The following is a 13,366-nucleotide window of genomic DNA, read 5'->3' as shown; positions in this document are numbered from 1 at the left end:
ATAGCTTATATCGACAAAAGTAAAAAATGTTTAGTAGTATGGTAGCCAAAATGGCTTAGAGCGAATGCCTACTATGTTATATATTTTATAGCTCTCCTACCTTCGTCCTCTCATCAAATTCTTTTAAAACATCCATTATTTTATTTGCTAGTCCCTCGAGCGTGTGATCCTTTTTAAGCTCTAAATTTCTAAGCTTTAAAATCCTAGCTAGTATATCTTTTAGATCTTTCTTGTCAGATAGTATCTCATTATAATAAGCCTTTGGTATGCCTATCTCGCTTCTTGAATTTAGCTTCAAAGAGTAGGCAAAAGTTGTGCCGAAAATTTAAGAGTAAGATAAATTTATTTCTACTCATCTTGAGATAAAATTTTACCTATCAGTAAAAATAAAAGCAAATTCATAGAAAGCATTGTGTAAAATAAAGCAATTCTTAAAAACTGTACCACTTTTTTTAAAAAGTGTACCATACTTTTAGAAAATTTAAAGAAAGGAAAGACTGCAAAAAGGGCAGTTAAAGTATCGATAAGTAGGACATTTATGGTGTCACGGGGGAGACTTGAACTCCCGACCTCCGGCTTATGAGACCAGCGCTCTAACCAGCTGAGCTACCGTGACACTTTAAAATAAGTTTCGGATTATATAATTTTTAAACTTATTTGTAGATAAAAACCATCTTTATCTACAAACACAAAGTAAAAGCACCAAGAATCGATAAAATATCTATTTTACGAAATAATTTTGAGCTAGAGATTTATCCTCAGGTGTGATACTAAATTTCTCGCTATCTATGCTAACTTCAAATTTATTTTCTCTGTTAGCTTTTGTATAAGCAAGCGCGAGCCTTGCGGCCAGCTCTTTATCAGCTTTACTGGCATTTTTACTTATAAAACTAACAGCTCCTACGATGTCATCACTCTCTTTAAATTTTACTTGATCAAATTTATCGTTTGGATGTGCTAAAAGTGCGTTATTATCGCTCTCGTCACGTCCTATTATCATTTTTGTACCATCTGGCAATCGCAAATGCCTTCCAAGCTTTAGCCACACGACATCGATATCTCGCATCTCTTTGTCAAATTTCAAGTAGTCTTTTATCTTCACAGCGAAACTCTCAATAGTGAGCAAACACCCGCCTCCAGGCGTTGCAAAGTCCTCAAAGCCAAATTCCTTTGCCAAAGCAAGCTGTGGCTTTCTATCACGCCCACTTATATCAAGTAACTTCTCTCTATCGACCCAACCCTCGCGCTCTGGCTTTGTTGGTGGCAAAAGCTTAGCGCACATCGGACGAAGCACTAGATCATCCTCGTCATCAGCTAGGCGCTTAACCTGAAAGAGTGCATCTCTTCGCTGACTCATCGGCCTTTGACCCAAAACTTCGCCCGTGATGATAAAATTTGCATTTTCACTTTTTAGCATATTTAGAGCTGTTTTAAACATATAGCCGTGGCAGTCGATGCATGGATTAAACTGCTTGCCATAGCCGTATTTTGGGTTAAAAAGCACATCACGAAGATACTCATTTCTCATATCAACCACTTTTAAGCTAGCTCCAGCCAAAGCTGCACGGCGTCTTAAAATTTCATGTTTTTCTTCATCTACGCCAAATCCAGTGTCCATATAAAGTGCGATCACTTCGATGTTTTGATCGCTTATTAATTTCATTGAGAGCATGCTATCAAGCCCTCCGCTAAACAAAGCTAAAGCCTTCATTTTTGTCCTGAAAGTAAAATTTAAAGCCTAAATTTACTAAATCTAGGCTTTTATGAAGTTTATTTAGCAGCGTTAATTACGATTTTTTTAATCACTTCGCTAGCGGCTTTTAGACTGCTAACTGGCAAATACTCGTAGATAGAGTGAAAGTTGTTTGCCCCTGTGAATAAATTTAGCGTTGGCACACCTTTTGCGGATATCACAGCGCCGTCATATCCGCCACGCATTGGCTTTATATTTGGCGTGATATTTAGCTCACTAAAGGCATCTTTTGCTAGTTTTATCGGAAGTGAGTTTTCGTCTTTTAAAAATTTAAAGACGTTTTCATAGCGTGTTTTTAGCGTGATCTCGCAACGATCTCCATAAATTTTGTTAAAAGAATTTGCCATATCGCTTAAAAACTCAAGCCTTTTTTGAAATTTCACCTCATCAAATTCTCTTATATCGATCTTAAGAGTTGTTTTTGCGCTGTTTCCACTAAGCTCTTTCACCCAAAAATACCCCTCCTTGCCCTCGGTACACTCTGGCACTTCGCCACCTGGCAAAAGCGAGATAAATTTATGCGCAAGAAGTAGCGAATTTACAAGCTTACCCTTTGCGTTCATCGGATGAGCCGAAACGCCTTTAAAGACCATCGTGCAGTCAGCTGCGTTCCAGTTTTCATATATTAGCTCACCTATCTCGCAACAATCTAAGCAGTAACCAAAATCAGCTCCTAGCAAATTTACATCAAGTGCTTTTGCCCCAAGCAAGCCTTGCTCCTCATCTGGCACGAAGCAGATCACGATTTTACCGTGCTTTACATCAGGATTTTGCATAAAATAGCTAGCCATATTTACGATACTTGCGATCGCAGCCTTATCATCAGCTCCAAGCAAGCTAGTGCCGTCAGTCACGACTATGTCGTCACCATCATATTTTTTAAGCTCTGGATTGTCGCTAAATTTTAGATAAATTCCCTGCTCTTCGTTTAGGCAGATGTCGCCGCCTGTGTATTTTACGATTTTAGCTTTGGTATCATTTTTTTGCTCACTACTTGTATCTAAGTGACCAAAAAAGGCTATACTTGGAGTATTTTCGCAGTTTGCAGGAATTTTTGCTATCAAGATGGCATTGTCTTGCAAGATGATATCTTTTATGCCTAGTGAGCTAAGCTCTTCTTTTAAAAACTTAGCCAGCTCGTACTCAGTTGGGTTAGAAGGCATAACGCCTTTTAATCCATTCTCTTTATTTGTTGTAGTGTTAAATTTTGTGTAGTTTAAAAATCTCTCTACGATATCCATTTTTCATCCTTTTAGATGACAAAAAATGCAATCGCTACAACAGAGATAAACATACCTAAAAATGTTCTTTTAGCGATTTCAACTGGACTAACCATCGCAATGCCTGCACAAACGATAGCAGCACCGGCAATCGGGGAAGCCGATCTACCTAAAGCACCAGCAATAGCTGCGGCCATACCAAGCTTGTCTTGTTCAAAGCCAAGTGCAGCGGCATTTGTTGTGACAGCTTCGTTAAATGCAAATGTAGCAGCGTCGCCTGAACCTGTAACTATACCCATGATAAATGGCACAAATGTTCCGCCAAATTTAACGTAACTTTGATCTGTTTTAAGCCATGCGATAACCATATCAACGGCTCCACATGCCTTTAGTCCAGCGACAAAAACGCCAGCTGCGATGATGATACCCATAACATCAGCATAAGCGTGGCCCATTCCGTTAAAAAATTCTTTTGTGATCTTTTGCGGATTTGTAAGTGTAGCAAAGATAGCTATGATCGCACCAAGTATCATCGCCTCAGCAACGCCCATCTTTGTCCACGCAAGAAAGCTATAATCTTTTGCTAGGCTTGTTCCACCAATAACCAAGATAACAAGTGGGACTAGAGGCATAATGGCGTAGATAAAATTTACTTTAAATAGCGGCTTCTCTTCGCTAGCAGTACTACTTTCAAGAGTGAAATTTGTATTTTTTTGATAGTCTTTAAGCAGTATCGCAACAATAACTAATGCGATCACTACGATAACAAGGGCAGTAAATGCACTTGGAATTTGCACTTTTATGACATCTTGAACTGTGTAGCCCTCAACCGTCTTTTTAACAAGGTCAGCCACATAGACGTTGTGAGCCGATCCTGGGCTTAAGACTCCACCAAATGTACCCGCAAAAACAGCAGCACCAGCCATAGCTGGGCGGATGCCTGAAGCCATTAGAAGCGGTATAAGTGTCGCACCAACAGCAGCGGAGCATCCTGCAGCTGAAGGGATAGCGATATTTATAAAATAAGTTAGCACGGTTGTTGCGGGGATCAAGATAAAGCCTACATTTTTAAGTGGCTTTGTAAGAAGTGCGACAAGGTGCTTATCGCACATTGTATATTTCATAACAAATGCAAAACCCATACTTGCACAAATCGCCTTTATAAGCCCTGCTTTAGTCATATAGTCAGTAAAAGCACTTAGTGCCCCCATCGGTTTTAGTGCGATTATACAAAGCACCAAACCAACACCTATTAGCACCGTTCTTGTCTCTTTTTTTAAGACAAGAAGTGCTACAACAGCCGCGATGCCAAGAATGGCAGCAATTAGCTTGAATGATTCCATACCTCTCTCCTTGTTTAGATTTTAAATTTAGTTCCAACTTCTATTTTTTCTATCTCTTTTTGATACTCAAATTTTAAAATTTCACTATGTCCTATGACCTCAGCCTCGCTATCCTCTATGAGCAAAGCCGTGCCCTCAGGCAAAGCGTAGATAGTCTCTTTTGGATTTGCTATCAAAAACTCCTCTAGCCTCTCCTCCCTGCTCTCGCCGTTATGACCTGCTAGTTTGCCACTTATGAAGTGCGGATTGATCTGATATGGGAAGATATTTAGGCTGTCAAATGACTTTGGCATGATGATAGGCATATCATTTGTCGTCATCATCGTCTTGCCAGCGATGTTTGCGCCAGCTGACCAGCCAAAGTATTTTGCACCATTTGCCACAGCTTCTTTTATAGGCTCAATCAAATTTAGCTTATAAAGCGTGTAAAGAAGCATAAAGGTATTTCCGCCGCCAACTGCGATACTTCTAGCATTTTTGATAGCAGAAATTTTATCCTCGTAGTGATGGATTGATTTTATATTGCTATTTTTTAATCTATCAATTACTTTTTGCTCATACTCGTCATTTGTTCGCCTAACTCCAGCATAAGGGATAAATAAAATTTCTTCCTTGCCGCATTCACCTAAAAATTCCTTAACCCAGTTTTTGCAGTGCCTTAAATAGCCAGTATCTTGATAGCTTGAAGCACTGATTAGTAAAGCATTTTTCATTTTTTTACTCCATTTAATTTGTAAGCAGATCTTAGATAGACATCAACTCCAGCTACCAAGCACTCCTCATCAAAGTCAAATTTGCAGTTGTGATGGCCTGCTTTTAAATTTGTTCCTATCATCATGTATCCGCTCTTTGCGCCCCTATCTTGCAAAGCTCTCATAAAGTGAGCAAAATCTTCACAAGCACCAAAATCAAGCTCTTTTACGATCTTGTCATCATCTATAAATGGGCTTTGCTTTGCAGCTTCATAGAAAATTTCAGTTACTTCTTTGTCGCTATCGGCTCCATTTGTGCCACCAGTTTTTACGACTTTACTCTCTACGCCATAAATTTCACTCACGCCTTTAACAATATCCATGCATTTTTCATACATAAAATCATTTAAATTTGTATCTTCACCTCTTGTTTCACAAGCTAGATAGCCGTTTGGTGCTATGACGTTTCTGCCTTCACCGGCTTTTAAAACGCCTACGTTTATCCTGGTCACACCTTTTGCATGTCTTGTGATACCATGCATGTTTAGCGCCATTTGAGATGCGGCTAAAAGGGCATTTGTGCCATCTTGTGGTGCACCTGCTGCGTGAGCTGAACGACCGGTGATATGTACGTCAAATTTTGAAGTTGCAAGTAGCTTATTTGTTCCACATATGATGCCTCTATTGGTTTTTGCTTGAAAACCGATATGTCCGCCTAATAGATACTCTACGCCATCAAGCACACCAGCAGCTTCCATAGCCACAGCTCCTCTTGTGCCCTCTTCTGCTGTTTGGAAGATAAATTTAAACTTACCATTTAGATCATCTAAATTTTCAGCTATAAGTTTTGCTACACCAAGGCCTATAGATATATGACCATCATGCCCGCAAGCATGCGTGATACCAGCGATATCTGCACCAAAACCCTCTTTATAAGGTCTATGAGTAGGCTCGTCGCTCTCTGTCACATCAACACTATCAATGTCAAATCTAAATGCTGTAAATTTACCAGGCCTTTTCGTATCTATAAAGGCAGTTAGGCCAGTTAAGCCATCTTTCATATAAGGAAGATATTTTGCCTCTTCAGGGCTTAGGAGCTTTTTGGCTCTTTCTATTGCTTTTTCGCATTGCTCTTTCAAGCCAAGACCAAGCCTTGCATCGGCTTTAACGACCTTGTCACCAAGGCTTATTTCATAACCAAGGTCACTAAGCCTCTTTGCTAACACAGCGGTCGTAAAAAATGTAAACCAGCCAGTCTCTGGATGCGAGTGAAAATACCTGCGATCCTTGATCAGCTCATCTTTTAAAGAAAGAGCCAAATTTGCTATCTTATCCATAGGTTTCTCCTTATTCATTTGATAGTTTAATTAGTGCATTTGTTAAAATTTGTGTAGCTTTGAAAGCATCATCAAAATTTATAGCTTCTGCTATATTGTGACTGATGCCACCAATACAAGGTATAAAAAGCATACCAACGCTACTTGCAAGTTTTGTTAAATTCATCGCATCATGTCCAGCTCCGCTTGGCAAAGTAAGCGTTTTTATGCCAAGTTTAGTAGCCTCTTCGCTTAGTAAATTTATAGCATGCTCGCTTAGTTTTACTGGCTCGTCACTACTTAGTTCTCTTATCTCATAACTAAAATTTAGCTCACCGCTTAGCTCTTTTATAAAATTTCTAAGCTCTAAATTTAGCTCCTCTAAGCTTGCCTTATCAATATCTCTTAGATCAACTCCAAGCCTTGCCTCGCCTGGCACGACGTTTAAAACGCCTGGCTTTGCATGTGCGTAACCAATAGTAGCCACAGCTGTTTTTTTATTTTTAGCAAATTTATTGGCAGCGATTATGATGTGTGAAGCAGCTAGCAGCGCGTCACTACGCATATTCATCGGAGTTGCACCGCTGTGATCTGCCTTACCATGAATAATAATTTCAAATCTAATAGGAGCGGCGATACCGCTTAATACACCAACGCTTATACCGCTTCGCTCAAGCACTGGACCTTGTTCAATGTGAAGTTCCAAATATGAATGAAGTGAGTGTTCTTTTAAAAGAGAATCATTTAAATTTTGTGGTTCAAGTCCAAATTTACTCATCGCTTCAAAAAGCGATATGCCATCTTCGTCTTTTAATTCATGAAGTCTTTGTAGGCCAAGTTTGCCGCTTATTATCTTGCTGCCAATGGTTGCTGTTTTAAACCTACTTGACTCTTCACAGCAAAAGTTAATTAACCAAAGTGGGCGCTTTAATTTAACGCCAGCTTCTTTTATCGAGGTTAGCGCCTCAAGTCCTGCCATGACACCAAGCGTGCCATCATAAAAGCCACCATTTGGCACGCTATCTATATGAGAGCCCACACAAACTGGCTTCTCGCCTGGCTCACAGCCATCATCATATATGGCAAAAATATTGCCAACATTGTCAATTTTAAGTTTAAAGCCATTTTCTTCTATTAAATTTATAAGAAAATTTCTAGCTTCCAAGTCTTCTTTGCTAAATGCAAGCCTTGTTAGCCCTCCACCTGTTAATGCTCCAAACCTGCTTATAGCATTAAAATTCGCCTCAAATCTTTTAAAATTTATCATAATAAATCCTTAAAAATAAAACTAATCTTAAAAACATTTATTACTTTGAACATTTTACATTTAGTTTTATGATTTAAAGCTGAATAAGTGTTAAATTTTTAAATCTAATTTTTTTGTAGCTTGTTGTGTAAGCCTTTAATAATCTCTGAAATTTTTTGCATTATTTCGATTTTATTTGGTTTTTGTGATTTTCTGGTATCTTCGCGAAACTTCTCATAGTATTTTAGCTTTAGCTTTAAAATGGCCTCTTTAAGGCTATCTTCACTAGAAGCTATGTTTGAGCTTTCATCAACATAAATTTCTCTAACAAGTACCGCATTATCTTCAATATTTGGCAATAAAACAGCTTGAAAATAATCTTTATGATGCAAGAAAAATTTCTCCTCAAGCTCGTTTAAAACGATAGTTTCGTAATTTTTATTTGCAAGCATGCTCTTTAAAACGCTAAATTCCAAAATATCAGTTTTATCTTTTTTTTGAGCCGTTTGTTTATTTGTCGTTGCAGCATTTGTAAAATTTTGATCTTGTCTGCTTATATATCTTTGTCCATGAAGGCTAAAAGTATTTAGCTCTATTTTGAGTAAATTTGAAACTAGTAATTCGTAACTTTTTGCGATTATTGGCTTTAGAGAATTTGTAAATTCCACTATCTCTTCTAAACATTTTTGCTTTTGCACTGGACGCGTAATATCATATTTTTTTACAATTTGCTCTATATAAAACTCACCAAGCTCAGTCCCTGAGCCAAACATCTCTTCTAGCTCATTGCTTCTACCTGCAAAGACCATATCCGCAGGGTCTGCACCATCTTTTATGATTACAACGCTTCCATCTATTTCGTTTTGCACTAAAAGACGAGATGATTTTATAGCGGCATTTATACCAGCCGAGTCACCATCAAAACAAAGCACTACGCTTATCTCTCCTCTTTTTAAAAGTGGTAAGTGATTAGTCGTAAGTGCAGTCCCAAGCACGGCAACGGCGTTTGTAAAGCCAGCAAAGTGCAGCATGATAACATCTAAATATCCCTCTGTGATGATAATCTGCTTTTTTTCAAAAATGCTTTGTCTAGCTAAATGATAGCCGTAAAGCAGCTTTGACTTGTCAAAAACTATGCTTTGTGGAGAATTTACATATTTTGCAGGATGATCTGAGATCGTTCTACCGCCAAAGCCGACTAGCTTTGCTGTATGTGCATATATAGGGAATGTGATACGCTCGATAAAACTAGCATAAATTCCCTTCTCGTTTTGCTTTACAATGCCAACTTCAAGTGCCTCTTTTGGCTCGATATTTTCATTTTGTAAAAGCCTGATAGTACTAGCGCTCTCACCTGCCCAGCCAAGCTCAAATTTCTCGATCATCGCATCATTTATGCCACGAGAATAGATATATCTCACAGCGGCTTCATGCTTGAAAAATTCGCTCCTATAAAAGGCATTTGCCTTTTCTAAAATATGCTTATTTTCTTTTTGTGTTGGGGCTTTGTCGCTTGTGTATTCAAGGCTAAAATTTACAAGACTAGCTATTCTTTCGATAGCTTCTGGATAGGTTAATTTCTCATAATCCATTACAAATTTGATCGCATCTCCGCCGGCCTTGCAAGCAAAACAGTGAAAAATTTGTTTGCTTTGACTTATGCTCATGCTAGGATTTTTGTCATCGTGAAATGGGCAGACACATTTGTAGTTTGCACCCATTTTTTTGACTGGCAAATAGTGCTCTATAATGTCAACGATATCGATTTGATTTTTGAGTTTTTCTATGGATTTTGGATCTATCATAAGCAAAATTATACAACCGCTTTGTTATAATTAAAGTAAAATTTTATTACAAAGTATGAGCGTGGATATTTTTTTCATTGGGCACAGAGATCCGATATTTAGCCTTATTATTTTATTTAGCATTATTTTGATGATAGCCGCATTAAGCTATGCTTGGGGTATCTTTTCGAGCAAAGATGAGAAAAAAAGAATCGAAAAATTTATAAGAAAATTTGATAGCAAAGATGGCATAAGTAGCGAGCATAAACAGATGCTACAAAGCCCAGAGATAGACGCCCAAAGCCTTTGCATGCTGGGGCAAACTTTTGCCAAAAATGGTGATTTTGAAAAATCAATTAGTGTTTATCTCATCGCACTTGGCAAAGTTAGAGATAAAAATGAAAAAGAATTTATTCTAAACGAGCTTGGAGAGGTCTATTTTAAGGCTGGCTTTTTAAAAAAGGCTAGTGAGGTTTTTGAAAAGGCACTCGAGCTAAGCCCTAGAAATGTCGTCGCACTTCGTTTTCTGACAATGATAGATGAGAAGCTCAAAAACTACAAAGAAGCACTTTATGCGCTAAATTCGCTTGAAGAGCTGGGAGTAAATGTAAAAGATCAAAAGGCATATATAAAGGCGATCAGCACGCTTGATGATAAAAGCTTAAGTTTTAAAGAAAAGGTAGAAATTCTCTCTCACCTTAGCCAAAATTTTGAGCTTTTAAAACGCATGATCTTAGCCCTTTTTATAAGACATAATGAAAATTTAGAAAATTTAAAAGATTTTGCCAAATTTGAAGACGTACTTGATCTGCTTTACAACCTAAAAACGCCTATAAATTTAAGCGATCCAAAGTACAAATCACTCTTTTACGCAAAGGGTGATATAGATGAGCCATGTGAAATTGATGGTTTTGAGCTAAACATCATCAAAAAACTAAAAGACGCTAAATTTGACGCAGCAGGATTAAGCTTTAACTACGTTTGCAAAAGCTGCAAAAACTCATTTCCTATGCACTTTTACCGCTGTCCGGTCTGTCACGAGCTAGGAAGTGTAAAAATTTTATCCCACATCACAGAAAAACCAAGTGAAGATAGTAACACTTTTTAGCGACGGCTCGTGCCTTGGAAACCCTGGAGCTGGCGGCTGGGCTTACATCTTAAGATTTAATGAAGCGCAGAAAAAAGCAAGCGGCGGAGAGGCATATACGACAAATAACCAAATGGAGTTAAAAGCTGCGATAATGGGGTTAAAAGCGTTAAAAGAGCCTTGCGAGGTGAGACTCTTTACCGATAGCTCATACGTAGTAAATAGCATAAATGAGTGGCTTTCTAACTGGCAAAAGAGAAATTTTAAAAACGTAAAAAATGTAGAGCTTTGGCAGGAGTATCTAGAAATTTCAAAGCCTCACAAAGTCGTGGCAAGCTGGGTTAAGGGGCATGCTGGACACCCTGAAAACGAGGAGTGCGACCAGATGGCGAGGGACGAGGCATTAAAAATAAAAGATGAGAATGAAAGATGAAAATTTTAGAAGAATTTGAAAAGAGTCTTGGGTATAAATTTAAAAAAACTGAACTTTTAGAAGAGGCGCTAACGCACAAGAGCACCAAACAGGCGTTAAATAACGAAAGGCTTGAGTTTTTAGGCGATGCGGTGATGGATCTGCTTGTGGCTGAGTATCTTTTTAAAAAATTTAGTAAGATCGCAGAGGGCGACATGAGCAAGCTAAGAGCCGCACTTGTAAATGAAAAAAGCTTTGCAAATATGGCAAGGCATCTAAAAATGGGTAAATTTTTAAGGCTAAGCACGGCTGAAGAGAATAATGGCGGACGCGAGAAAGATAGCATTTTAAGCGATGCGTTTGAGGCAGTGATGGGCGCTATCTACCTTGAGGCTGGACTTGATAAGGTGCGAGAAATTTCGATCGCTCTGCTTGAACTTTGCTATCCACAGATCGACTTTGCACACCTAGAAAAGGATTACAAAACCGCTCTTCAAGAGATTACTCAGGCTAGTCTTGGTGTCATACCAATATACGAGCTCATCGGCACGTCAGGTCCTGATCATAAGAAAGAATTTGAGATAGCCTTGCTACTAAATGGCAAAGAAATTTCACGCGCCGTTGGCAGCTCTAAAAAGCAAGCCCAACAGCTTGCAGCAAAAATCGCACTAGAAAAAATCAAAAAATAGGAAAAATTTTGAATACATTTGGCAAAAAACTAACCTTAACGACCTTTGGCGAGAGCCACGGGGTGGCGATTGGTGGCGTAATAGACGGACTTCCAGCTGGGCTAAAGATAGATGTAGATTTCATCCAAAGTGAGCTAGATAGACGCCGCCCGGGACAAAGCAACTTTACAACCGCAAGAGATGAAGCCGATAAGATAGAAATTTTTAGCGGTATTTTTAACGGAGTAAGCACTGGAGCACCGATAGGTTTTGCCATTTTTAACAACAACCAAAAGTCAAACGACTATGACAATTTACGTGAAATTTTCCGCCCTGGCCATGCGGATTTTACATATTTCAAAAAATATGGCTTTAGAGATCACAGAGGCGGCGGACGCTCAAGCGCAAGAGAAACGGCCATTAGAGTAGCTGGTGGAGCTTTTGCACAGCTACTTTTAAATGAGTTTAATATAGAAATTTTAAGTGGAGTGCTTGGTATCGGTAAAGTTTTTAGTGACAAAATAGACTTTAACTTTGCTAAAAATTCTCAAATTTACGCTCTTGGCAACGAAGAAGCGATGAAAGAAGTGGTAAATAAAGCTAGAAGCGAGCACGATAGCGTGGGAGCTGTGGTTTTAAGCGTGGCTAGAGGAGTGCCAGCTGGTCTTGGTGAGCCACTTTATGATAAGCTAGATAGCGCTTTAGCAGCGGCTTTGATGGGCATAAATGGTGTAAAAGCCGTTGAGATAGGTGCTGGCGTAAATGTAAGCTCCATGCTTGGCTCAGCAAACAATGACGAGATGGACGAGCTTGGCTTTTTGAGCAACAACGCTGGTGGCATACTTGGGGGCATAAGCAGTGGCGCCGAGATCGTGCTAAAGAGCCATTTTAAGCCTACGCCTTCGATATTTAAAGAGCAAAAGACGCTAAATTTAGCTGGCGAAGTGGTAGATTTTGAGCTAAGAGGTAGACATGATCCTTGCATAGGTATACGTGGTAGTGTCGTTGCAACTGCGATGATAAGGCTAGTTATCGCCGATATGTTACTACTAAATGCTAGTACAAAGCTTGAAAATTTAAAGAAGATTTACGGCTAAATCTATAAAAATAAGTAAATTTAGTGGCTAAAAAAGCCACTAAATTTTTAGAATCTATAAGCAAACTGAAGTTTTGCGCTGCTTTGATCTTTTTTACCAAAAGATTGTGCTATGCCAAAATTTATGAGTGTTGCATAAGTTGGCGTATATCTTAGACCGACCTCAACCTCTGAGCTTGTGCCTTTTTGAGTTAGGCTGATCTCCTCGTCTTCTTGGATCACCGCTATTTTTGACTTGGTGTTAAATTTATACTCAGCGCTAATTTTTCCATAAGGATTAAATTTACCAGCATCATAGGCTATTTTTGAGTAAATTTTAGCTCTACTTGATGTAACGCTGCTAAATTTTAATGTGCTTTGTCCGATATCTGCCTCATCGCTACCGACATAAGAGAGTGCGTAGTTTAGCCCACTATCAAGCATAAAACTATCAAATTTTATCTTTTTGCCGACGCCAAAGCTAGCATTGTAGTATGGCATTGAGATTTTATAATCTACATCTTTCGCATCAACCTTAGTTTGACTCCTACCAGCTTTTGCCATGAGATCCATATAAAAATCACGTGGTAAATTTAGCCTTGAAAAAATACCAAATCCATAGTTTCTAACTCTGCCATCTATTTTGGCATCTTCGTTGCTGTTATCAAATGTTGGTATAGCAAAAGCCCCAAGCATATACTCGCCATTTTTATTTTTACTTTGCTAAAATTTACATCACTTCTATCTGTTAAACCAATATAAACACCTGA

General features: G+C 38.6%; 12 protein-coding genes, 1 tRNA gene and 1 pseudogene. 4 read left to right on the top strand and 10 right to left on the bottom strand.

Features of this window, described 5'->3' with window-relative positions; genetic code table 11:
• Nucleotides 1–85: 85 nt before the first annotated feature.
• From ATCC51562_RS00340 to dnaG, 9 genes are all read right to left on the bottom strand, one after another.
• The gene (locus ATCC51562_RS00340; protein ID WP_021090223.1) at nucleotides 86–298 is read right to left on the bottom strand and encodes a hypothetical protein; all 213 of its coding nucleotides are present in this window, start codon (nucleotides 296–298) and stop codon (nucleotides 86–88) included.
• Nucleotides 299–539: 241 nt separating this feature from the next.
• Nucleotides 540–616 (bottom strand) — tRNA-Met (locus tag ATCC51562_RS00330).
• Nucleotides 617–721: 105 nt separating this feature from the next.
• Nucleotides 722–1,711: an argininosuccinate synthase domain-containing protein gene (locus ATCC51562_RS00325; RefSeq protein WP_021090316.1), complete on the bottom strand. Its 990-nt coding sequence runs from the start codon at nucleotides 1,709–1,711 to the stop codon at nucleotides 722–724.
• Nucleotides 1,712–1,770: 59 nt separating this feature from the next.
• The gene (pepT, locus tag ATCC51562_RS00320; protein ID WP_021090375.1) at nucleotides 1,771–2,994 is read right to left on the bottom strand and encodes a peptidase T; all 1,224 of its coding nucleotides are present in this window, start codon (nucleotides 2,992–2,994) and stop codon (nucleotides 1,771–1,773) included.
• Nucleotides 2,995–3,005: 11 nt separating this feature from the next.
• A complete protein-coding gene (dcuC, locus tag ATCC51562_RS00315; RefSeq protein WP_021090293.1) occupies nucleotides 3,006–4,316 on the bottom strand; it encodes a C4-dicarboxylate transporter DcuC in 1,311 nt (436 codons plus the stop codon).
• Between the two features lie 14 nt (nucleotides 4,317–4,330).
• Nucleotides 4,331–5,029: a dipeptidase PepE gene (pepE, locus tag ATCC51562_RS00310; protein ID WP_021090320.1), complete on the bottom strand. Its 699-nt coding sequence runs from the start codon at nucleotides 5,027–5,029 to the stop codon at nucleotides 4,331–4,333.
• Nucleotides 5,026–6,345, bottom strand: a complete 1,320-nt coding sequence (locus tag ATCC51562_RS00305; RefSeq protein ID WP_021090218.1) for an amidohydrolase — start codon at nucleotides 6,343–6,345, stop codon at nucleotides 5,026–5,028. Before ATCC51562_RS00305 ends, pepE begins: the two co-directional genes overlap by 4 nt.
• A gap of 10 nt (nucleotides 6,346–6,355) precedes the next feature.
• Nucleotides 6,356–7,591, bottom strand: coding sequence for a M20 family metallo-hydrolase (locus tag ATCC51562_RS00300; RefSeq protein WP_021090292.1), 1,236 nt, complete (start codon nucleotides 7,589–7,591; stop codon nucleotides 6,356–6,358).
• Between the two features lie 104 nt (nucleotides 7,592–7,695).
• Nucleotides 7,696–9,375, bottom strand: a complete 1,680-nt coding sequence (gene dnaG, locus ATCC51562_RS00295) for a DNA primase (protein ID WP_035167092.1) — start codon at nucleotides 9,373–9,375, stop codon at nucleotides 7,696–7,698.
• Nucleotides 9,376–9,430: 55 nt separating this feature from the next.
• Between dnaG and ATCC51562_RS00290 the strand changes: the two genes are divergently transcribed.
• The 4 genes from ATCC51562_RS00290 to aroC are packed head-to-tail and all read left to right on the top strand — an operon-like array spanning nucleotide 9,431 to nucleotide 12,618.
• The gene (locus ATCC51562_RS00290; RefSeq protein ID WP_021090261.1) at nucleotides 9,431–10,462 is read left to right on the top strand and encodes a tetratricopeptide repeat protein; all 1,032 of its coding nucleotides are present in this window, start codon (nucleotides 9,431–9,433) and stop codon (nucleotides 10,460–10,462) included.
• The gene (gene rnhA, locus ATCC51562_RS00285; RefSeq protein WP_021090299.1) at nucleotides 10,440–10,874 is read left to right on the top strand and encodes a ribonuclease HI; all 435 of its coding nucleotides are present in this window, start codon (nucleotides 10,440–10,442) and stop codon (nucleotides 10,872–10,874) included. Before ATCC51562_RS00290 ends, rnhA begins: the two co-directional genes overlap by 23 nt.
• On the top strand, nucleotides 10,871–11,542 hold the full coding sequence (gene rnc, locus ATCC51562_RS00280) for a ribonuclease III (protein WP_021090363.1): 672 nt from the start codon (nucleotides 10,871–10,873) through the stop codon (nucleotides 11,540–11,542). The genes rnhA and rnc overlap by 4 nt, the downstream gene beginning before the upstream one ends.
• Nucleotides 11,543–11,550: 8 nt before the next feature.
• Nucleotides 11,551–12,618 carry a chorismate synthase gene (gene aroC, locus ATCC51562_RS00275; RefSeq protein ID WP_021090202.1) on the top strand — a complete coding sequence of 356 codons (1,068 nt, stop codon included), beginning with the start codon at nucleotides 11,551–11,553 and terminating at the stop codon, nucleotides 12,616–12,618.
• Nucleotides 12,619–12,665: 47 nt separating this feature from the next.
• On the opposite strand, the pseudogene ATCC51562_RS00270 reads toward aroC, so the two are convergent.
• Nucleotides 12,666–13,298, bottom strand: a pseudogene (locus ATCC51562_RS00270) (autotransporter domain-containing protein); the annotation flags it as partial.
• Nucleotides 13,299–13,366: the final 68 nt, after the last annotated feature.

Source organism: Campylobacter concisus ATCC 51562 (assembly GCF_000466745.1).
Taxonomy (GTDB): domain Bacteria; phylum Campylobacterota; class Campylobacteria; order Campylobacterales; family Campylobacteraceae; genus Campylobacter_A; species Campylobacter_A concisus_B.
This window is presented reverse-complemented; position numbering and strand designations above follow the sequence as displayed.

Excerpts from the sequence above, each read along its gene's own strand:
- ATCC51562_RS00325 (WP_021090316.1), bottom strand. The coding sequence starts at position 1,711 with ATGAAGGCTTTAGCTTTGTTTAGCGGAGGGCTTGATAGCATGCTCTCA.
- ATCC51562_RS00290 (WP_021090261.1), top strand. The coding sequence starts at position 9,431 with ATGAGCGTGGATATTTTTTTCATTGGGCACAGAGATCCGATATTTAGC.
- pepE (WP_021090320.1), bottom strand. The coding sequence starts at position 5,029 with ATGAAAAATGCTTTACTAATCAGTGCTTCAAGCTATCAAGATACTGGC.
- dcuC (WP_021090293.1), bottom strand. The coding sequence starts at position 4,316 with ATGGAATCATTCAAGCTAATTGCTGCCATTCTTGGCATCGCGGCTGTT.
- ATCC51562_RS00305 (WP_021090218.1), bottom strand. The coding sequence starts at position 6,345 with ATGGATAAGATAGCAAATTTGGCTCTTTCTTTAAAAGATGAGCTGATC.
- pepT (WP_021090375.1), bottom strand. The coding sequence starts at position 2,994 with ATGGATATCGTAGAGAGATTTTTAAACTACACAAAATTTAACACTACA.
- ATCC51562_RS00300 (WP_021090292.1), bottom strand. The coding sequence starts at position 7,591 with ATGATAAATTTTAAAAGATTTGAGGCGAATTTTAATGCTATAAGCAGG.
- dnaG (WP_035167092.1), bottom strand. The coding sequence starts at position 9,375 with ATGATAGATCCAAAATCCATAGAAAAACTCAAAAATCAAATCGATATC.
- rnc (WP_021090363.1), top strand. The coding sequence starts at position 10,871 with ATGAAAATTTTAGAAGAATTTGAAAAGAGTCTTGGGTATAAATTTAAA.